Raw genomic sequence first — 19,083 nt, 5'->3', positions numbered from 1 at the left:
GAAGCATCATGAAACGCACACTGCTCGCATTCGTTCTGGGCGGCGCCGCGCTGTGCGCCTCGACGGCGGCGTTGGCCCATGTGGACGTCGGCGTGTCGATCGGCGTGCCTGCGCCGGTGTACGTGGCCCCGGCCCCTGTCTATGCACCGCCGCCCGTGGTGTATCGCCCTGCCCCGGTGTATGCCCCCGCTCCGGTCGTCTATGGCGGCTACTACCGCGACCGCGACGACTGGCGTGAGCGCGAATGGCGCCGTCACGAGTGGCGCGAACGCGAATGGCACCACGATCACGGGTGGCACCGCGGCTGGGACCGCTAACGCCTGACGCCTGATGCCTGACGCGAACAGGAAGCCACATCGGCACACGGGCCGCTCGCACGAGCGGCCCGTTACTTTTGTACGCTCGACTGCCTGCGCAATCCGCAAACCGACCTATGCTGACGTAGCGGCCACTGCAATCCCGCCACCGGTCGCACAGCACACGGGAGGACGCCATGTCGATCTCCAGCACCCTCGACGGCTGCCTGCGCAGCAAGGGCTGCCTGTACGAGGTGATTCGTCATCCGCATACCCACACGAGCACTGAAACCGCGCAATCTGCGCATGTCCCGGGCGACCGTCTGGCCAAGACGCTGCTGCTCGAAGACAAGCTTGGCTATGTCGCGGCCGTGTTGCCATCCACGTATCACCTGCATCTGTCCGAGCTACAAAAGGAATCGGGCCGCTTGGACCTTACGCTGGCCGATGAATCGGAGTTGCGCGAAGTCTTCCGGGACTGCGATGCAGGGGCCGTTCCGCCCGTGGGCATGGCCTACGGCATGCCGACCTACATCGACAGCAGCCTGATGACCCACGGCGACGTCTACTTTGAAGCTGGCGACCACGAAAACGTCGTGCATATGGACATGGACCAGTTCATGGCCTTGATGCGCGACGCCAAGCCCGCTCATTTCGCGTATCGCATGCAGGGCATCCTCTTCTGAGGAGACGGCCATGGCCGACGACGTTGTCATCACGGTCCGCAACAACGGGCCGTATCACATCAAGGGAAGCTTCCGGATCGTCACCCAGGGCGGACGCGAATTACCGGTGGAGGAAGGGCAGGCATGGCTGTGCCGCTGCGGGCACTCGTTGAATAAACCGTTCTGTGACGGCTCGCACAAGCGCGTCGAGTTTGACAGCAACCTCGACGCGCCTGCGCCGGTTGAGGCAGACCGGTCACCGTAAGCGGGAACGCGGGCCGAAAGACCCGCGCGTCCCCGCTTAGCGCGTAACGGGCTTGTAGCGGATACGCTTGGGCTTCGCACCCTCCTCGCCCAGACGCTTCTTCTTGTCGGCTTCGTATTCCTGGTAGTTGCCCGGGAAGAATTCGACGTGCGAATCGCCTTCGAAGGCGATGATGTGCGTGGCGATGCGATCGAGGAACCAGCGATCGTGCGAAATCACCATCACGCAGCCGGCGAATTCGAGCAGCGCATCTTCCAGCGCGCGCAGCGTTTCCACATCGAGGTCGTTCGAAGGTTCATCCAGCAGCAGCACGTTGCCGCCCGAGATGAGCGTCTTGGCCAGATGCAGGCGTCCACGCTCGCCGCCCGACAGCGTGCCGACGTGCTTCTGCTGATCCCCACCCTTGAAGTTGAAGCGGCCGATATAGGCGCGCGATGGCGTCTCATACCGACCCACCGTCAGGATGTCGGACCCGTTCGAAATCTCTTCGAAGACGGTCTTGTCTGCGGACAGCGCGTCGCGGCTCTGGTCAACGTAAGCCAGCTTGACCGTCGGACCGATCTTGATGGTGCCCGAATCCGGTTGCTCCTTGCCCGTGATCATGCGGAACAGCGTCGACTTGCCGGCGCCGTTCGGGCCAATGATGCCGACGATCGCGCCCGGCGGAATCGTAAAGCTCAGGTTGTCGATCAGCAGGCGATCGCCATAGCTCTTGCTGACGTTGGTGAATTCGATCACTTCATTGCCCAGACGCTCGCCGGCCGGGATGAAGATTTCCTGCGTTTCGTTGCGCTTCTGGTATTCCTGGCTGTTCAACTCGTCAAAGCGAGCCAGACGCGCCTTCGACTTGGCCTGACGGCCCTTCGGGTTCTGGCGCACCCATTCCAGTTCTTTCTTCAGCGCCTTCTGGCGGGCCGATTCGCTCGACTCCTCCTGCTTCAGGCGCGTCTCTTTCTGATCGAGCCACGAGCTGTAATTGCCCTTCCAGGGGATACCGTGGCCGCGGTCGAGTTCGAGAATCCACTCGGCGGCGTTATCGAGGAAGTAGCGGTCGTGCGTCACGGCCACCACGGTGCCCGGGAAGCGCGTGAGGAACTGTTCAAGCCAGTCCACCGATTCGGCATCCAGGTGGTTGGTCGGCTCGTCGAGCAGCAGCATGTCGGGGCGCGACAGCAGCAGCTTGCACAGCGCGACACGACGCTTTTCACCGCCCGAGAGGTGCTCGATCTTGGCGTCCCACGGCGGCAGGCGCAGTGCATCGGCGGCAATTTCCAACTGCAATTCCACGTTGTCACCGGCACCAGCGGCGATGATGGCTTCCAGGCGTGCCTGTTCTTCGGCCAGCTTGTCGAAGTCGGCGCCTTCCTCGGCATACGCTGCGTAGATCGCTTCGAGTTGCTTTTGCGCATCCATCACTTCGCCCAGGCCGCTTTCAACCTCTTCACGCACGGTCTTGGCGGGATCGAGCTGCGGCTCCTGCGGCAGATAACCGATGTTCAGGTTGGGCATCGGCGTGGCTTCGCCCTCGATATCCTTGTCGAGGCCGGCCATGATCTTGAGCACGGTCGACTTGCCCGAGCCGTTCAGACCCAGCACGCCGATCTTGGCGCCCGGGAAAAACGACAGCGAGATGTCCTTGAGGATCTGGCGCTTGGGCGGAACGATCTTGCCCACGCGGTTCATGGTGAAAACGTACTGTGACATGGCGGAATTGCGGGGGGAAACGCAGAAATGGGGAACCCGGCGAGTTTAACAAAGCCGGGGCATGGCAAACCCAAGGCTCAAGGCCGCACGAGCAAAAGAAAAAGGCGCCCACCAGGGGCGCCCTTCCGATGCATCGGAGGCCAGGCCTCGTTACATCGTCATCATGTTGGCGTTCATGTTATGCATGACCCACAGCGAGCCGACAATGACGATCGCCAGGATCAGCAGCGTGAACAGGAAGGCCATCACGTTCCAGCGCTGGGCGGACGAGCCGTCCAGGTGCAGGAAATAGATCAGGTGCACGACGATCTGCACAACCGCCAGGGCCATCACCGTCACCAGCACCGTCTGGTGCGAGTAGCCGCCGTCCATCACCATCTTGAACGGAATGGCCGTCAGGATCACCGCCAGCACGAATCCGATCAGGTAGCCCTTGACGGTGGCATGGCCGGCGCCGCCCGCTGCATGGCCGTGGGCATCATCGTGGGCAATGCCCGTCGAAACGTTGGTCTGTTCCATTTACATCGCTCCCAGCAGATACACGACGGTAAACACGCCGATCCACACCACGTCCAAGAAGTGCCAGAACAGGCTCAGGCACGACAGGCGGGTCGATTGGGTCGGGGTCAGCCCTTTGCGGCTGATCTGCCACATCAGGACGATGATCCACAGCATGCCGCTCGCCACGTGCAGGCCGTGCGTACCGACCAGCAGGAAGAACGACGACAGGAACGCGCTGCGGCTCGGGCCCGCGCCTTCTGCAATCAGGTGGTGGAACTCGTTGATTTCCATGCCGACGAACGCGGCGCCCAGCAGCAAGGTGATGCCCAGCCACAGCATCACTTGGTCCTTGCGGCCGTTCTGCAGGCTGATCATCACCATGCCGTAGGTGATGGACGACACCAGCAGGATGCCGGTTTCGATTGCCACATACGACAGATCGAAGAGTTCCTTGCCCGTCGGGCCGCCCGCCGTCGCACCGCGCAGGACGCAGAACGTGGCAAACAGCGACGCGAAGATGATCAAGTCGCTCATCAGGTACACCCAGAAGCCGAAGACCTTGGTGTCTGCGGCATCGTGGTGGTGCGCATGGTCATGCGCGTGGTCGTGGCCCTGCGCGTGACCGTGCGCGGCGTGACCGTCTAGAACATTGGAAGCCATGGTTTAAGCCTGCGAACCGATACGTTGGAAGTAGGCCGACTCGGTCTCGTGAACCTCGTGGGCGGGCACGTAGTAATCGATGTCGTCGTTGTTGCTGCGGAGGATGAAGCTGCCGATCATGCCGACCAGACCCAGCACGGCCATCCACCAGATGTGCCAGATCAGCGCGAAGCCCATCACGATCGAGAACATGCCAATGAAGAAGCCGGCGCCGGTGTTCTTCGGCATGTGGATCTTTTCGTAGCTCGGCGCGACCTGCGTCAGCACTTCACCGCGCGCCTTCATGTCTGCAAAGGCGTCGATGTCATGGATGACCGGCACGCGGGCGAAGTTGTAGTGCGCCGGCGGCGACGACGTCGCCCACTCCAGCGTACGGCCACCCCACGGGTCGCCCGTCAGATCGGCCAGCGCATGACGATTGCGGACGCTCACGAAGATCTGGATGAGCTGCGAAGCGATACCGCAGGCGATGATCGCGGCGCCGATCACGGCGACGATCAGCCACGGTTGCCATGCCGGATTGTCGGTATGGTTCAGACGACGCGTCATGCCCATGAAGCCCAGCACGTACAGCGGCATGAACGCGGTGTAGAAACCCACGAACCAGCACCAGAAAGCGCGCTTGCCCCACTTCTCGTCCAGCTTGAAGCCGAAGGCCTTCGGGAACCAGTACGTGATACCAGCCAGGTAACCGAACACCACGCCACCGATGATGGTGTTGTGGAAGTGAGCGATCAGGAACAGGCTGTTGTGCAGCAGGAAGTCAGCGCCTGGCACGGCCAGCAGCACGCCGGTCATGCCGCCGATCACGAAGGTGATCATGAAGCCGATCGTCCACAGCATCATCGAGTTCAGCTCGACGCGGCCGCGGTACATCGTGAACAGCCAGTTGAAGATCTTCACACCCGTCGGGATCGAGATGATCATCGTCGCGATACCGAAGAACGCGTTGACGTTCGCACCCGAGCCCATGGTGAAGAAGTGGTGCAGCCACACCAGGAACGACAGCACGGTGATGCCGGCGGTCGCCCACACCATCGACGTGTAGCCGAAGAGCTTCTTGCGCGAGAACGTCGAGACGATTTCCGAGAACATGCCGAAGGCCGGCAGGATCAGGATGTACACCTCGGGGTGGCCCCAGATCCAGATCAGGTTCACGTACAGCATGGCGTTACCGCCGCCACCGTTCGTGAAGAAGTGCATGTCCAGGTAGCGGTCGGCACCCAGCAGCGCCAGCGCCACGGTCAGCACCGGGAAGGCGGCCACGATCAGGATGTTGGCGCACAGGGCAGTCCAGGTGAAGATCGGCATGCGCATCAGCGTCATGCCCGGCGCGCGCATCTTGAAGATGGTCGCGACGAAGTTCACGCCGGTCAGCAATGTCCCGAGGCCCGATATCTGCAATGCCCAGATGTAGTAGTCGACCCCCACGCCCGGGCTGTACGCCAGCTCCGACAGCGGCGGGTATGCCAGCCAACCGGTGCGAGCGAATTCACCCACGCCCAGCGACACGTTGATCAGCACCACACCTGCGGCAGCCAGCCAGAACGACAGCGTGTTCAGGAACGGGAATGCCACGTCGCGCGCGCCAATCTGCAGCGGCACGATCAGGTTGATCAAGCCCGTCATCAGCGGCATGGCCATGAAGAAAATCATGATCACGCCGTGCGCGGTGAAGATCTGGTCGTAGTGCTCAGGCGGCAGATAGCCGGCACCGCCGCCCGAGGCGACCGCCAGTTGCGAGCGCATCATGATGGCGTCGGCAAAGCCGCGCAGCAGCATCACGATGGCCAGAATGCAGTACATCACGCCGATCTTCTTGTGATCGACCGAGGTGATCCACTCATTCCAGAGGTAGGTCCACTTCTTGAGATAGGTGATCAGGCCGAACACGCCCGCGCCACCCAACAGAATGGCCGACACCGTCACGACCACGATGGGCTCGTGCAGCGGAATGGCCTCCAGACTCAACTTGCCAAACATCGTCAACTCCTAGGAATTCTTGGCCGCGCTCTTGGGCGCAGGCAGGGCGGACTGCACCGGCAGCGGACGCGTTGCCGCCTCAGCCGTGGCCGTCGTGCAGTTGGCGCCTTCGAGCGCCTCGTCGAGCGTCAGGACCTTGTCCCCTTCGCCCATCTTGTCCATGTATTTGTGCAGGATGCTGTGATACAGCGTCGGGTCGACCGAGGCGTACGCCGCCGGCGGCACCTTCTCGCTCGGCTTGGACAGCTCGGCGTAGCCTTCCTTGGTCAGGTTCTGCGACGACTCACGAACCTGCTTGACCCAGGCGTCGAACTCTTCGTTCGTCATGGCCGTGGCCTTGAACTTCATGCCAGTGAAGCCCGAGCCGCTGTAGTTCGACGACATGCCGTCAAACACACCGGTCTCATTGGCGATCAGGTGCAGCTTGGTCTGCATGCCCGCCATGGCGTACACCTGGCTGCCGAGCTGCGGGATGAAGAACGCGTTCATCACCGTGTCGGACGTGATCTTGAAGTTGATCGGGGTGTTGGCCGGGAACGCGAGCTGATTGACCGTCGCGATCTTCAGTTCCGGATAGATGAACAGCCACTTCCAGTCGAGCGAAACAGCCTCGACCGTGATGGGCTTCACATCCGATTCGATCGGCTTGTACGGATCGAGCGCGTGCGTGGACTTGTAGGTGATCACGCCCAGCACGATGATGATCAGGCAGGGGATCAGCCACACCACAGCCTCGATGGCGTTGGAGTGCGACCAGTCCGGCTCGTAGCGGGCCTTGGTGTTGGACGCGCGGTACTTCCACGCAAACACCAGCGTCAGCACGATCACGGGGATGACCACCAGCAGCATCAGGCCGGTCGCCACTAGGATCAGCGTCTTTTCTTCAGCCGCAATCATCCCCTTCGGGTCCAGGACCGTCAGGTTGCAACCCGCCAGCAGGAGCGGGAGGCTTGCGGCGAGGAGCCGCTTCATATGTGGAACGAGTGTGTTCTTCATGTCTTGCACAATTGCGCCGGCGATGCTTCCGGACATCACGGGAGCCCAGCAGCCCAGACAGCGGCCACAGGCGGAAAAACGCGGGAAATGAGAAAAGATCGAACTACCGGCACCCCGAATACGCCTGGGTGCAGCAGCGGATCTTCGATCACATCGGGCGCCGGTCAGGGAGAAGCTGAACCCAACGCCCTCAGTTGGCGAGGCGGGCTTCGCTCATGTCGGGCACGGGCGAAGTCGAGCGCCGCCGCGTCGCACAAAGCGGCGGACGACAGATCGGGGGCGTTAAAGGTCGGAGCAGGCACTACGTCATGCGCCCGTTGGGGGAGCGCGGTTGGGAGTGGAATGCGGGCGCGATCTTACCGCCAGATGGCGCTCCGGATCGTGCTATGTGCTCAGGCAAATAGAAAACGGCGTCGATTGACAAGTGATGCCCTCGCCGTACGGCTAGGGTTTACGTGGCTTTGCGGGTAAGCAAATCGAAAGTGCATGTTGTTGCACTGCGACAATCAGCCACAGTGGTGCGCACCCGACGTTGCCCCCAGATGTGCGCCCAAATACGGGATCAATGATGAGAACACTTCGCATCTGGGAGGGCCACCGAAGTGACCTTCTCATCCCTCGAGACTGCGTCACTGGCTGATTAGCCCAGCGATCCGCACCAGCACCAGCCCCGCCGCCACTGCAAGGTAACCGCGCAGCACGAACATCCACGTGCGCTTGAGTGGCGTCCAGCGCGCGGGCGTGAGTTGCTCGAGCGGGGGCATCGTCCAGTGGTCACGATCCAGCACGCTCACGCGCTGCGGATGATGCGGCCGATGGGTACGTCGCTCGATACGCCATAGCACGAGCGACATCACCACCGCGATCAGGGTGCCGCCGATCAGGATGGCGCCAATCTCGAATTCGCCAATGCCCGGGAACAGCACCGCGGCAGTAAGGATGACCGACAACATCACCAGCACAGCCACCACACCGCCGGTGAAGATGTTCATCGCGCGGCCGTTCGTCCACGGGCCCAGCACGGCCTTGTCGTTGCATAACAGCAGCAGGAACACTGTCGCACTCGGCAACAGCACCCCGGCCAGGGATTGCACGGCATTGGTCAGCAAACCGAGCGGCACGCCTGGCGTCAACACCAGCCCTGCTGCCAGCAAAGTCAGCCCAAAGTACACGGCGTAGAAGCCCTTGGCCTCCGTCGGCTTGCGATGCAGCGAATGCCGTACGGCAAACACATCGCCAATCGCATACGCGGTCGACAACGACACCGCGCACGCGCCGATGATGCTGGCGTCCAGCAGCGCAATCGCGAACAGCACGCCGGCCCAGCGGCCCGAGTGGCGCTCCAGGCCGTGCGCCGTGCCGAGCGCATCGGTGTAGTTGCCGAACTCGGGCGTGCCGTGGAAGGCCTGGGCACTGAAAGCGATCATCGCCACCGCCCCAGCAATCACGAGGACGATGCCGAGCCACAGATCGGCGCGTTCGTAGCGGATGAAACGCGCGGTGATGCGCTTGTCGATCACGTAGCTTTGCTGGAAGAACAACTGCCACGGCGCCACGGTCGTCCCCACGATGGCAATGATCAGCAACATCACCTCGGCCAGCGGTGCACCCGCTGGCAGCGCCGGTACGAAGAAATCGCGCGCCACCTGCCCCATGGGCGGATGCACCATCACGAACACCGGGATGAGCGTGAGGCTGCCCGCCACCAGCACCAGCGCAAAACGCTCGAAGCGGCGGAAATCTCCGGTGGACGCGGCCAGCATTACCAACGCCGCCGCCGCGCACACACCCCAGTGTCGCGGGATGCCGAGGTACTCGAGCGCCAAACTAATGCCAATGAACTCCGTCACGAGCGTCAGCGCGTTCACCAGGAACAGATCGATGACGGAGAAACTGCCCCAGAACTTGCCGAAGCGCGCAAAGATCAACCGCGCATGGCCAACGCGCGTGACGGCGCCCAGCCGCAGCACCATCTCCTGGTTCACGTACAGCACCGGAATGAGCAGTAATAGCGTCCACAGAAGCGTGGTGCCGTAGTTCTGCCCGGCTTGCGTGTATGTGCCGAAGGCGCCGGCGTCGTTGTCGCCGACCATCACGATCAGACCAGGCCCGAGGATGGCGAGCAGCGTGCGCAAGCGCGCGCGCCAGCTATTGCGGGCGCCCGTATCGTGGTGCGCGATGGTGCCGAGCGCACCGCGAATGTCGCCCACATGGGCATCGTCTAGCGCGGCCTGACGTGGTGGTGCGTCGATGCCCGAAGCGAATTGGGTCATGTCGACCTCCGTTTGTGTGGTGTTGTTGGATTACCAGTACGTGCGCGACAGGCGCACAGCCGCTGCGGCGTAACCGTGGTTGGAAAGTGGCTGGCCGCCGTCACCTGCCCGGCGATTGGAGGCCACCGGTACGGCGTCGGTGCGCTCAGGTGCAGCAGCGCGTGGCTGCACGAACACCGAGCTGAACGGCAGTGCGATCGCCGAGAAACGACGGGCGGGAACATTGAATTTGCGCATGACACACTCCTGGCCGCGTGCACATACGTACGCCACGCAGCGATCGCCACGCGGGACACGCGCGGCGGCATAGTCGGAACGATCAAGGAGCGATGCAGACACCGCTGCCTTGCCGGGGCGGCAAGTCAGCAGCAGGGAACAACCGTGCGGCGGACTCGCCTAGCAGAAAAAAGACGTTCGGTAAGGTCGACTCGGACTGTCCATATGGGTCCTCCTACGGTTAGAACTCGGCGTGGACACGCACGCCCACAAACTTCGCCGGACCGCGATCGCGGTTGTAGCCCGGGTTCTGAATGAGCTGGAAATCCGGGCTGATCGCCAGGGCCTTGGTTATCTGCAAGCTGTAGAACAGTTCCAGCACGCGCTCGGGGCCATAGTTCAAGCCGCCATCGCCAAGGAACGCGCCGCTGCCGCCCGCGGCCAGATAGGCGCGGTGATCCGGCCCCAGCATATTCACCGCGACGGCCACGCCCAGCACATCGCTCGTACGTTGCCAAGCGGCGCCCTTGAGCAATCCGCCAAACGAGACGCTCCGGCCGACTTCGGTAAAGGCGTACGTTTCGGTCTTGTCGTCGGACCAGTTCAGGCGTGCGAACAGGCCGAGGTTGTCGCCGGCTTTCTGTTCGAACGAGACGCCAACGCCCAGCTTTGCGTGCGCCTTGCGCACCAGCCCGACATCGGGCGCTGCACCAATGACCGCGCCCAGCGCCATCGCATCGTCAAACCGGCCCATGCGCGCCTGGTTGCGCCAACCGAGCAACCGCGCCGTGCCTTCCTGACCGAACAGCGTGTAGCGCTTCTCCAGCTCGAGGATGTCGCCGTAGTGCTTGAGGAAACGCGTGTCGAGTGGCAAACCGTTCGATTGCTCCGGCTGCAGGAAACGGCCGGCGCGCACGGCCCAACCGTTCTCGCTATCGATGTACTCAAGCGCCACGCCCCAGTTGTAGCCACGCGCATCGGCGGGGTAGTCGAACGACGGATGCGCCATGAACGACCAGTTCAAGAACTGCGTGCGCGGGTCTTGCGCATAGGACACCGCATCGAACACATCGGGCACGGCAAAGTTGCCGGCAGTCAGCACCACGCGGCGCTTGTCGACGACGTTGGCGAACTGGTTGAAATCGGCGTCGACCTTTTCCGTGCCGCCATCCAGACCCCACGTCTGGCGCAGGAAAGCGCGAGCACGATACAGCGTGGGATTCGTCCCGGCCGTCTTGGCCAGCTCCCCGTTGGGCAAGCCGCCAAGGCCATGCAGCTCAGAAAACGCCACGCCCTGCGCGACCTCCGGGTTGAAATGGAACTCGGCGCCCTTCCACAAGCGCATGCCTAGGTCGAGCGTGGCCGTGAAGGAATAGCTTTTGGCGCGCGCGGCGCCGAGGCTGTTACCGCCGCTGTACGCAGCGTCGAATGCAGGTTTGCGTTGCCACACATAGGTGGTTTGGCCATGGAAACCGAAACGGTCATCCAGTTCGCCGCTGGCGATACGTGGGACGTCATCCGCTGAAGCGGGTACACCCGCCGCATGCGCCATCGACATCACCGACACAACGGCCGCTGCGCCCATCAGCACACGAACCCAAACCAGCGGACGCACCGCCACCCAAACGTACTCCAGCGTCGAAAGAAACAGCATGAGACCTCCCCCGCCCGTTTCTCTGACAGGCGTAGGCGAACGCCGGCCACGCCGCATCATGGCGCGCGCAAACGCACGCAGCCACGCGGCTGTGCCGGATACAACAATCGAATTCAGGAAGTGACTTGCGCAGAGAACCTACGCAAGCGCCACCACCCGCCGTGCAATACGGCTAGGCAGTGGTGAGGCGCGAAGAGGGTGCGCCGAGACTGTCTAGCCGTTCAATGTGCGATCGAGGATCGACTAGAACAACTGTCCATGGAGATGCACTCCGTAGCTATGACGGGGCGCAGAGTAACAAAGTCTCGTTGACGGCGGCAAGCGTTTTCTTGGAGGTGTCGCGAAGCCCATTGCACGGCGGCAACAACCCGATGTGCGGCGCCTCGCAAGTCGGTATCGGTACACTGCAGTCACGATCGAGCGCATCACGTGAGGGTGCTCGCCACAGCGATATCAGACGGAGGTTGTATGACGCGCTTAGCAATGCTGCTCACCACGATTGCCGCAATGGCAGGCATGGCCGGTTGCTCGACGGCAGGCTTAGAACACACCAAGAATGCGGGGGAACCCAAGATGGCCGAGCACACATCGCCTGCCTCCACGTGCCAGACAGCCGCCAGTTCCGATGACGCCTTGATCGGCAAATCCGAACAAGAGGCCACCGCCTTGCTCAGCGGCTGCCTCTGGCGCATCAGCGAGCGCGACGGCAAAGCCCTGCCCGGCACGATGGACTACCGAGAAGAGCGCCGCAATCTGGGCATTCAGGGCGGCAAGGTAATCTGGGTGCGGCGCGGTTGAAGCTCGCAAAGTTGAACGGGCCACCGGACAAAAGAAAACGGCCTCCGCAAGGGAGACCGTTTTCGTGATGCTGGTGCGGCTGCAGGAATGCAATTTATCCCACACATCCTTGATGCACAAGGATTTTCAGAATAGCCCGGCTCTTACATGCCCCCAAATGTGCCCCCAATTTTCGGGAATACTTTGGTTCGATTGCCCACCCGACTTCAACGCCCCAATGGAACCGAGCGCTGCTCACGGCAACACCAGACTGCCAGACAAGACTGTAGCGTGCTGCACCGCGCCGCAAAGACTATGAGCTCATCGAATGCATGCGCGTCGGATTGACGAGCATCAGGATGTCGCCGAGCGGAATGAAAAACGATTCCGGTTCCACCTCGGCTGTCACCCTTTCGACCGATTTTCCAAGCGAAGCTACGAATTCGTCGGCTGAATCGCCAGGCCACCGGGTTCGCTCGCGTAGGAAGTTGCCCCAGTCACACCAGACAGCCCGAGAATCATGGCCATTTGCGGACGTGAAGTGGACATGGTACCTCCCCAGCACGGCGAGGTGAATGGAGAGAGAGGCATCGGTATTGATCGCGAGACGCTCCTTCAAGCCGCTGCCTCCAGCCGCCTCCATCCAGCCCACGACATCAGCGATCCACTTGTTGCTGTCATCAACCAGGCTACTCGCATTGTTTCGACGCACTTTGTCGTCACCCATGAAGGGCTGCTGCCACTTGAGCTGGAAAAGGATGACGCTATTGCAGCTAGTATCGTACGCGACGAAATCAATGTCGGTGATCGTCTTACCATCCCGCTTCAGCTTGACACCATCAAGGCAGTGCCAGCGGGGCGCAGGGAACTGTGCTCGCAGTTCGGCAACCCATCTGCCTTCTCGTCGATTTGCCGCATCAAACCAGTCCTTCTCATATCGCCTGCGCAGCTCTGCCCAGAGAAATAGAAATGGATTGAGTTCCAGACCGTACATCGGGAGCGCCACCAAATGCTGGCTCGTCCTGACTGCCGGAGCGAGCGCTTGTGCTCCACGTTCCAGATGGTCCTTGGCGTTTGCAGGGCTCAACGTCAGGTGGTCCAAAAGTTCCGACACTTCTTGCCGGGAGGCATCGAGAAAATTGGCTACCCCTCCGATCAGCTCTTCGTGAAGCGCCCCGCCCGTCAAGAGATTCCTGACCCCAATGCGTGGATCGTCCGCATTCAGCAGTCCGGCATAGCAAAGCCTCTGCTGCGACATGGCTGAGAGCGCTTCGAGAACAGCCACATATGTCGAATAGGCACGCCCTCCAAAGCGGTCGTCATCTGCCAGCATATCCCTGAAAGACATCCTTCTCAGATACAGGACAGCCCATTCCTTGAAGTAGTCATCGACGCCATCAAAAAGTAGTTCTTCAGGCGACGGACTACCGCGAAGATAGTCGGTCAGACGGGGAAGCATTTCCATGTGGCGAAGTTCCAAAGCAGCCTCCTTGGGACGATCCTCCGCTACCGTCATATCACTGAGCCAGTTCAGCCCTTGAAACCCAACCTGTTCCCGATAGGCTGTGTTGTCTTGTATCGACAGGACAAGCAGCGTCATTCCCTTCAATTTGCGCTTGTCGACCTCACCTTTTAGCGCTCCCGAACGCAGCAAAGTCAGTTGCTTCTCAGCCATCGTCAAGCAGCCCATCCGCCACAGAAACTCATCCGTCTGCGCCGCAGTCGCAGCATTGGATGTGAAGAGTCTGGACGCATCCGCTTTCAACTCGGACGGCAGGACTCGCTTCAAGGCTGCATTGATCGAGTATTTGCGGATGCTCTCCATCCGTAGTCCTGATTCGTCCAATTCCTTCAGTTCCGGAATCAGCTCTCGACAAAAGGCGTAATCGAGGGCACGCAGAGTTTCGAAGGTCAACGCCTCCGAAGGTCTCTCATAGCCGCGTAGGACATACCGTTCGTCCTTGATGGCATCTTGGAGAAGGTGTACCGGGTCTTTCATACCGGAGAAACGATCTTCAAGGACACCAATGCGAACTGATGCTCTTCCAGCATCTGCGGGATATTCTCTCCAGAAAGCGGTAGCCCTGCCTCCATGTTCCTCTCCATGGCAAATCCCGTCAGGTTTGCGCTGGCGATGAAGTAAGTGTGTCGATCAGCGACCGCCACCTCGGCATGTACTCGTCCATCAGAGAAAATTTCGCCTTGATCCCGCCACGTACAAAGGCCAGCATTGGGCACGAGGGCCTTCAGTCGCCTGAACTATGACCGCAACTGCTACGCGAACAGCGCGTCGAGAACGCTTCTCGCACTTCCAGTCAGCGAGGACGTCACGGTCGACAGATCAACTCGAAATCGCACTGCGGTGATGCGCGGGTCGCTCGGTTGTTGGAGTGCAGGAACATCGCCCATGGCATAGATCGTGAGACTACGGGCAGCATACGACGTGTCGAAGGTACGATCCAGCCGCTCCGAGAAGTCATTTCCGAGAGCGGCGGCGATGTTTTCCCACAGCTTTTGACGCAGGTCCGGCTCGCTCGAGATGCTGGCCTCAATCTCGTTGCCCAGGTCGACAACGCCAACACCGCCGCTTTGGGCTTGAAGCAAAACTGAGGCGACGTACCCTGCCCCACCTAATGGCGACCGCAACTGCTCCAGCGCGAATTCGTGCTGACGCAACTCACTGGCCGCCGCCTTCACTTCGAGGCATCCCGAGGGCCAGGAAAAGTCGAAGCGCTCGAACTGGTCCGCGTGCCACGAGCGCAGAGCCTGGGCTACGTTCCCGCTCTTGGCAATCACGAATAGTTCGGCCCACAGGCCAGTCACCTCGCGACTACTCGGACGACTGAGCGCGCGAAATAAGTCCAGCAGCGACTGCACGCAGCGTTGCAGGTCCAAAGTGCCAGCCCCGAACGGCAACTGCTCAACAGCCGCTGCAAGACAGCGGATGAACACTTCATGGAGTTCGGGAACACCGGCGTCGCAGGAAATGACCGCGAACTGGTCCTCAACCGCACTGCCCGCCGCTGTCACTCGACACGTATTGTGGAACTGAACGGAAACATGCTTGAGTTCGATGGCGGGCGAATAGCTCGCAGGACTCGAGTCCTGCAGCAGAAAGACCGGCCCCCCGTCGCTTGCTTTGGTTAGAAAATCAAAACGGGAGCCCGTCAGTCGTACCGCTGAAAAATCGACGGCCGACACTGCATGCGGAAGACCTGCAAACGCTTGGTAAAGATCCATCACTTGCGCTTCTCGACGACCAAGTCCTTTCGAAGGCCTGCGGGGACGTGCAACGCAAACCAAGCTACGTTTTTCACGTCTGCACTCGTTTCGTCACGTTGAACCGTACCGAGGTTAAATCTGCGCAACTGCAGCGTGATACGGCCAGACAAGCAGTAGTCGCGATCATTCAGCGTGCCTGCACTTTGACTGAAGTATTGGTTGATAGGTGCGAACCGGTTCTTGCCGTCCTTGATACCGCGCCCCGCGACGCGTGTGCGGTAGCCCGTCGTAAGCCTGTTCATCAGGAACACGTCGACCTCCAAGCTTGGATGCTTGGCACGCAACTGCGCCAACGCAATCACCATGGCGTTATGCTCTTCGGCATCGTGCGGCTCCTTGACCTCGACTTCAATCATGAAGTCCTTCAGCACATCGGCCAGCGGGATGCCCTCAATGACATCATGAGGTGAGGCCACGGCCCTCTTGATAACAGCAGACGCGTTTTGGCGCTTCGATACCTTTTCCCACTTTGCAACCACACTGTTCAAGAGCTTGCGGTTCTTTTCTGCGGCATCATCATCTCGCTGCAGCACTTGTGGAACAAACCAGCCGTTCACAGGAATTCGGCGCACTCCCAAACCAACCACGTTTGCCCTGGTGGGCTTGAGTGCGGCGGTCAAGATGAAATCGCGCTTCCAGTCCTTGAGCGGCTTGCCACGATTCTTAGCCAACGCCTCTCGAACAAACTCTTCGTGCTCCACGTACTCCCTGAAGGCATTCTGTACGGAGTTCTGTACGAAGACCCGGCATAGGCCCAGGTACTTGGACTTATAGCCAAAGAAGCGCGCACGCTGCTGCAGCGTGTCGGCAGCGGGCGACGTTCCCAAGGGCCTAGGCATGTACGTCACGCACAGACCCTCGACGGTGTATCCCCGGTCTAGCTTTGCTCCCCCAACCAGAATCCAGTATGGAGTCTGCTTCCAGTCAACCTTCTTCTCCGCATCAGGTGTGCCGTTGACCTCGACCACATTGAGTTCGTGGAACACCTCCTCAACCATCTCAGAAATCAAATCAGGAAGGGGCTTGATGTCCGGGTAGGTCTTGGCAAGCGATGCGTACTCGACTGCAAACAGGTCGGCGGCTGCCTTCGGGTTGGTCTCATGGTAATTCTCGACCATGCTACGTAGGCCTTTACGAGCCTTCTCGACCCAGGCCTTGTATACCTTGTGAGATGACGTCGCAATGGCGGGATGAACCATCATCGAGCGATTGCGGTCCTTTCCCTTCATCCCCTTTTCACGGGTCAGCGAGTGCTGCGCAGCCACCAGCAGGAAGTAGCGAAGTGCTTTCAGCAAACTCTTGGGCGGACTTGATACTACGTTCTTCGGAGTTGGGACCTCCCGCACAGGGATGTCGGCGATGAGGTCTGGGGTGCCGAGAAAGAATGCCTTGCCGCCGGTGTAGGCATCGCCTGGCGTCACTAGTTCCGCGAAGTCCGGATTGAGGAAATCGGACTGAGCCAATAGCAGATTCGCTTGAGGCGTCGCCGTGTACTGCAGGTACGAGTGGTGCGGCAAAGCGGCACGGAGCTTGATGATCTTCTTGTAGGTCGTGCTCATCTCCGTGATGGCTGCCAGACCTGCTTTAATGCGCGCCGCTTTGGTGTTCAGGCTGGCCTGATCACTCTCGTCGTCTATGATCAGCGCAGGCACACCGACAAGGTCAATGCCTTTAAGCACCTCGGCCAGCTTCTCGAGGTGCCCGTCATGTTTGAGAACTGTGACGAGCAGTGACTTCTTTGCTGGCTTCTTCTTCCAGGCACCGACTTTGCTCTCAATCTGCCCTTTGGCTGCCTTAGTCGGGTTGGACAGGTGGTACCAGTGGTCACCGCCGTCGTCGATGCCGAGGTCCTTTTTCAACCGATCTTCCGACTGGTCGCGCAAATTGTTCTTCGTGCCTGCCAACACGATGACCAGACCATACCCGTTATCCCGCGCTAGCGCGATGACCGTCTCAAACGACATCGTTTTGCCGCTTTGTACATACCCGACCACTAGGCCAGTCTCCGGCGTGCCCACCTCAGAAGGAGGGAGGCAGCGGCCAAGAATTCGTTGCGCTTCGTGCAACACAGAGTCCGGGCCGACCGTCAAGTCCGTGTAGCTCGGACCATTCGGGTCCTTTGACTTGCTTTCGAGGAATTCTCGCGTGAAGTCGCGCTGTTCAGGCACCCAGCGGAGGGGCGGCTTGATGGCTTTGAGTATCTTGATGGAGGCGGTCATCGCTATTCAGCGCAGCGCGAATCAAGACGCCACGCATCAGATAATTGAATTGGTATAGAACGGCCTCAGGGGCCTCCCCTGTGACGTCTTCTGCTAACACCAGCGAAAGGCAAACCGCTGTAGCGATTCGGAGGAACAGTTCGACGTTCTCGTTGTTGGCTCCGAGAAACTCGCTCGAGAAAGGGTGGGACAGTGCAAGTTCAACGACCAGCCGACGAGTGTCGTCAATATCCCCAGGCAGCGGGTCTTGTTTGGCCAGCGAAACCCAGTCCTCGCGCGCTGGATCAACAGACGTGCGAATGGTGATAACCCAGTCCCAATTCCCGTCGTTGACACACACGGTTCGCTCAGATGCTTGCAACGTGCTAGGTGCAAGCATCTGAGGCAGAGGGAGGGCTTCGGTCGGGTTGGACTTGGCATCCACAAGCAACGGGGCCACGTCCTTCTCGATGTAGTCCGCCACCGCGGCAGTGGCCGCAGCGGCCCGCGCCTCGATGCTCTTCTTTGACGGCAGCGCCCGGTAGTTCTCCGCCTGTGCCAGCAGGTCCAGAGGGGCCACCTCCAACTGCGCCTTAAGATACTCAAGGAAGACGTCTTCGTACTCTTCCCACCGGAAGCCGTCTTTTGTGTGACTAACCTCGAAGCCTTCGACGTGCAACTCGCCAAAGAGACGCTGGTACGGATAGCTGTTGGTCTGCTTGAAGATGAAGCTAGGGCGGTAGGTCTCGTCGTAGCTGCCTTCGATGAGGCGGTCACGCCGGAACAGTGCGAAGCCGGCGAAAGGCGTCGAGCCTGTCTCACGCAACGCCGCAAAACCGGTCACGCGCTGCCCTTTGCCGAAATCTAGTGCGATGTCCTTCCGCCACTCGACAGGGTTGGCGTCAGCCCCCTGAGCAGGCACTCCGGGCGCGATGTACTTCGGCGCATTGAGAATGGGGACTGGGGCGTAGGCCAACGGCTCATTGTTGAACCTCAGCGTCATCCGACCATCTCTGAGGAACACGCGGTAGATGCTCGCCAGATGGTCCTTGATTTTCCCAATCGTGCGGCCTTGTGGGACGTGATGCAGACCGCGCAGGGTGACCACGGTATAGTGAGCCGATGGACTACCGACGTCGCGAGCCTCGGTGTTCAGGCTCTCAATCTTGTTGTCGACGATGTGGCGAATATCGAAATGAATCGTTCGCTCAAGCGCCTCACCGATGGCCTTGGTCCGAACGCTCCACTTTTCAGCAAACCAGCAGGCCGCACTCTTCATGCCCATGCCGAACTCCGACAAACCAGTGCGGTCCGTTGGCACTTGAGCAGCTCGGAAGGCTCGCGGGAAATCTGCCGTGGAGATGCCGGCAGCATTGTCGGACACGACAATGATTCCGGGACCATTGGCGTCAATGCGAACATCCACCTCAAGGCGGAAGTTGGGGCCGTTGATAGCCTCTAGAGCTTCGCGGTTGGCCAAGTAACTCTGCAGCGCGTTGTCGATGAATTCCGCGATAGCAAACCAGGCCTTGTAGTTCAGGTGCCGGAGCACCGAAAGCATCGTGACCTCGGGCCGAATCTCAATCGGTCCCGTGAACTGAGAGTCTGGCGCC

Annotated in this window: 17 protein-coding genes; 4 read left to right on the top strand and 13 right to left on the bottom strand. The window is 60.6% G+C overall.

What is annotated here, in order from left to right; translation table 11 throughout:
• The first annotated feature begins 8 nt into the window (after positions 1–8).
• The 3 genes from M1D44_RS00905 (at position 9) to M1D44_RS00895 (ending at position 1,226) form a co-directional block, all read left to right on the top strand.
• Positions 9–317, top strand: a complete 309-nt coding sequence (locus M1D44_RS00905) for a hypothetical protein (RefSeq protein ID WP_024977802.1) — start codon at positions 9–11, stop codon at positions 315–317.
• 176 nt (positions 318–493) lie between these two features.
• Positions 494–982, top strand: coding sequence for an aminoacyl-tRNA deacylase (locus M1D44_RS00900; protein WP_024977803.1), 489 nt, complete (start codon positions 494–496; stop codon positions 980–982).
• A gap of 10 nt (positions 983–992) precedes the next feature.
• A complete protein-coding gene (locus M1D44_RS00895) occupies positions 993–1,226 on the top strand; it encodes a CDGSH iron-sulfur domain-containing protein (RefSeq protein ID WP_024977804.1) in 234 nt (77 codons plus the stop codon).
• A gap of 36 nt (positions 1,227–1,262) precedes the next feature.
• Here the strand turns inward: M1D44_RS00895 and ettA are convergent, their stop codons facing one another.
• From ettA to M1D44_RS00855, 8 genes are all read right to left on the bottom strand, one after another.
• Complete coding sequence (ettA, locus tag M1D44_RS00890) at positions 1,263–2,930, bottom strand: energy-dependent translational throttle protein EttA (RefSeq protein WP_024977805.1); 1,668 nt, start codon at positions 2,928–2,930, stop codon at positions 1,263–1,265.
• A gap of 150 nt (positions 2,931–3,080) precedes the next feature.
• Positions 3,081–3,449, bottom strand: a complete 369-nt coding sequence (locus M1D44_RS00885) for a cytochrome o ubiquinol oxidase subunit IV (RefSeq protein WP_024977806.1) — start codon at positions 3,447–3,449, stop codon at positions 3,081–3,083.
• The gene (gene cyoC / locus M1D44_RS00880; protein ID WP_024977807.1) at positions 3,450–4,091 is read right to left on the bottom strand and encodes a cytochrome o ubiquinol oxidase subunit III; all 642 of its coding nucleotides are present in this window, start codon (positions 4,089–4,091) and stop codon (positions 3,450–3,452) included. It abuts the gene before it with no gap.
• A 3-nt stretch (positions 4,092–4,094) separates the two neighbouring features.
• Positions 4,095–6,074 carry a cytochrome o ubiquinol oxidase subunit I gene (gene cyoB, locus M1D44_RS00875; RefSeq protein ID WP_024977808.1) on the bottom strand — a complete coding sequence of 660 codons (1,980 nt, stop codon included), beginning with the start codon at positions 6,072–6,074 and terminating at the stop codon, positions 4,095–4,097.
• Between the two features lie 9 nt (positions 6,075–6,083).
• On the bottom strand, positions 6,084–7,070 hold the full coding sequence (cyoA, locus tag M1D44_RS00870) for a ubiquinol oxidase subunit II (RefSeq protein WP_080693692.1): 987 nt from the start codon (positions 7,068–7,070) through the stop codon (positions 6,084–6,086).
• Between the two features lie 629 nt (positions 7,071–7,699).
• A complete protein-coding gene (locus M1D44_RS00865; protein WP_316854362.1) occupies positions 7,700–9,343 on the bottom strand; it encodes an Nramp family divalent metal transporter in 1,644 nt (547 codons plus the stop codon).
• A 30-nt stretch (positions 9,344–9,373) separates the two neighbouring features.
• On the bottom strand, positions 9,374–9,580 hold the full coding sequence (locus M1D44_RS00860; RefSeq protein ID WP_316854361.1) for a hypothetical protein: 207 nt from the start codon (positions 9,578–9,580) through the stop codon (positions 9,374–9,376).
• Positions 9,581–9,800: 220 nt separating this feature from the next.
• On the bottom strand, positions 9,801–11,213 hold the full coding sequence (locus M1D44_RS00855; protein WP_439004692.1) for a carbohydrate porin: 1,413 nt from the start codon (positions 11,211–11,213) through the stop codon (positions 9,801–9,803).
• A gap of 573 nt (positions 11,214–11,786) precedes the next feature.
• Here M1D44_RS00855 and M1D44_RS00850 point away from each other — a divergent pair.
• The gene (locus M1D44_RS00850) at positions 11,787–12,011 is read left to right on the top strand and encodes a hypothetical protein (RefSeq protein WP_428984679.1); all 225 of its coding nucleotides are present in this window, start codon (positions 11,787–11,789) and stop codon (positions 12,009–12,011) included.
• Positions 12,012–12,303: 292 nt separating this feature from the next.
• Here the strand turns inward: M1D44_RS00850 and M1D44_RS00845 are convergent, their stop codons facing one another.
• The 5 genes from M1D44_RS00845 to M1D44_RS00825 are packed head-to-tail and all read right to left on the bottom strand — an operon-like array spanning position 12,304 to position 19,031.
• Positions 12,304–13,989, bottom strand: a complete 1,686-nt coding sequence (locus tag M1D44_RS00845; protein ID WP_439004693.1) for a hypothetical protein — start codon at positions 13,987–13,989, stop codon at positions 12,304–12,306.
• Positions 13,986–14,228 (bottom strand): hypothetical protein, encoded by a 243-nt coding sequence (locus M1D44_RS00840; RefSeq protein ID WP_439004694.1) that lies wholly within the window; start codon positions 14,226–14,228, stop codon positions 13,986–13,988. Before M1D44_RS00840 ends, M1D44_RS00845 begins: the two co-directional genes overlap by 4 nt.
• A gap of 36 nt (positions 14,229–14,264) precedes the next feature.
• Positions 14,265–15,230, bottom strand: coding sequence for a PD-(D/E)XK motif protein (locus tag M1D44_RS00835; protein ID WP_439004695.1), 966 nt, complete (start codon positions 15,228–15,230; stop codon positions 14,265–14,267).
• Positions 15,230–17,491 carry a Z1 domain-containing protein gene (locus M1D44_RS00830; protein ID WP_439004696.1) on the bottom strand — a complete coding sequence of 754 codons (2,262 nt, stop codon included), beginning with the start codon at positions 17,489–17,491 and terminating at the stop codon, positions 15,230–15,232. Before M1D44_RS00830 ends, M1D44_RS00835 begins: the two co-directional genes overlap by 1 nt.
• Positions 17,433–19,031: an ATP-binding protein gene (locus M1D44_RS00825; protein WP_439004697.1), complete on the bottom strand. Its 1,599-nt coding sequence runs from the start codon at positions 19,029–19,031 to the stop codon at positions 17,433–17,435. The genes M1D44_RS00830 and M1D44_RS00825 overlap by 59 nt, the downstream gene beginning before the upstream one ends.
• Positions 19,032–19,083: the final 52 nt, after the last annotated feature.

The organism is Ralstonia sp. SA306 (genome assembly GCF_054792405.1).
This window is presented reverse-complemented; position numbering and strand designations above follow the sequence as displayed.

What these genes read in the sequence shown, in the direction of transcription:
- M1D44_RS00905 (WP_024977802.1), top strand. Translation starts at nt 9, where the DNA reads ATGAAACGCACACTGCTCGCATTCGTTCTGGGCGGCGCCGCGCTGTGC.
- M1D44_RS00900 (WP_024977803.1), top strand. Translation starts at nt 494, where the DNA reads ATGTCGATCTCCAGCACCCTCGACGGCTGCCTGCGCAGCAAGGGCTGC.
- M1D44_RS00895 (WP_024977804.1), top strand. Translation starts at nt 993, where the DNA reads ATGGCCGACGACGTTGTCATCACGGTCCGCAACAACGGGCCGTATCAC.
- ettA (WP_024977805.1), bottom strand. Translation starts at nt 2,930, where the DNA reads ATGTCACAGTACGTTTTCACCATGAACCGCGTGGGCAAGATCGTTCCG.
- M1D44_RS00885 (WP_024977806.1), bottom strand. Translation starts at nt 3,449, where the DNA reads ATGGAACAGACCAACGTTTCGACGGGCATTGCCCACGATGATGCCCAC.
- cyoC (WP_024977807.1), bottom strand. Translation starts at nt 4,091, where the DNA reads ATGGCTTCCAATGTTCTAGACGGTCACGCCGCGCACGGTCACGCGCAG.
- cyoB (WP_024977808.1), bottom strand. Translation starts at nt 6,074, where the DNA reads ATGTTTGGCAAGTTGAGTCTGGAGGCCATTCCGCTGCACGAGCCCATC.
- cyoA (WP_080693692.1), bottom strand. Translation starts at nt 7,070, where the DNA reads ATGAAGAACACACTCGTTCCACATATGAAGCGGCTCCTCGCCGCAAGC.
- M1D44_RS00865 (WP_316854362.1), bottom strand. Translation starts at nt 9,343, where the DNA reads ATGACCCAATTCGCTTCGGGCATCGACGCACCACCACGTCAGGCCGCG.
- M1D44_RS00860 (WP_316854361.1), bottom strand. Translation starts at nt 9,580, where the DNA reads ATGCGCAAATTCAATGTTCCCGCCCGTCGTTTCTCGGCGATCGCACTG.
- M1D44_RS00855 (WP_439004692.1), bottom strand. Translation starts at nt 11,213, where the DNA reads ATGCTGTTTCTTTCGACGCTGGAGTACGTTTGGGTGGCGGTGCGTCCG.
- M1D44_RS00850 (WP_428984679.1), top strand. Translation starts at nt 11,787, where the DNA reads ATGGCCGAGCACACATCGCCTGCCTCCACGTGCCAGACAGCCGCCAGT.
- M1D44_RS00845 (WP_439004693.1), bottom strand. Translation starts at nt 13,989, where the DNA reads ATGAAAGACCCGGTACACCTTCTCCAAGATGCCATCAAGGACGAACGG.
- M1D44_RS00835 (WP_439004695.1), bottom strand. Translation starts at nt 15,230, where the DNA reads ATGGATCTTTACCAAGCGTTTGCAGGTCTTCCGCATGCAGTGTCGGCC.
- M1D44_RS00830 (WP_439004696.1), bottom strand. Translation starts at nt 17,491, where the DNA reads ATGACCGCCTCCATCAAGATACTCAAAGCCATCAAGCCGCCCCTCCGC.
- M1D44_RS00825 (WP_439004697.1), bottom strand. Translation starts at nt 19,031, where the DNA reads ATGCTTTCGGTGCTCCGGCACCTGAACTACAAGGCCTGGTTTGCTATC.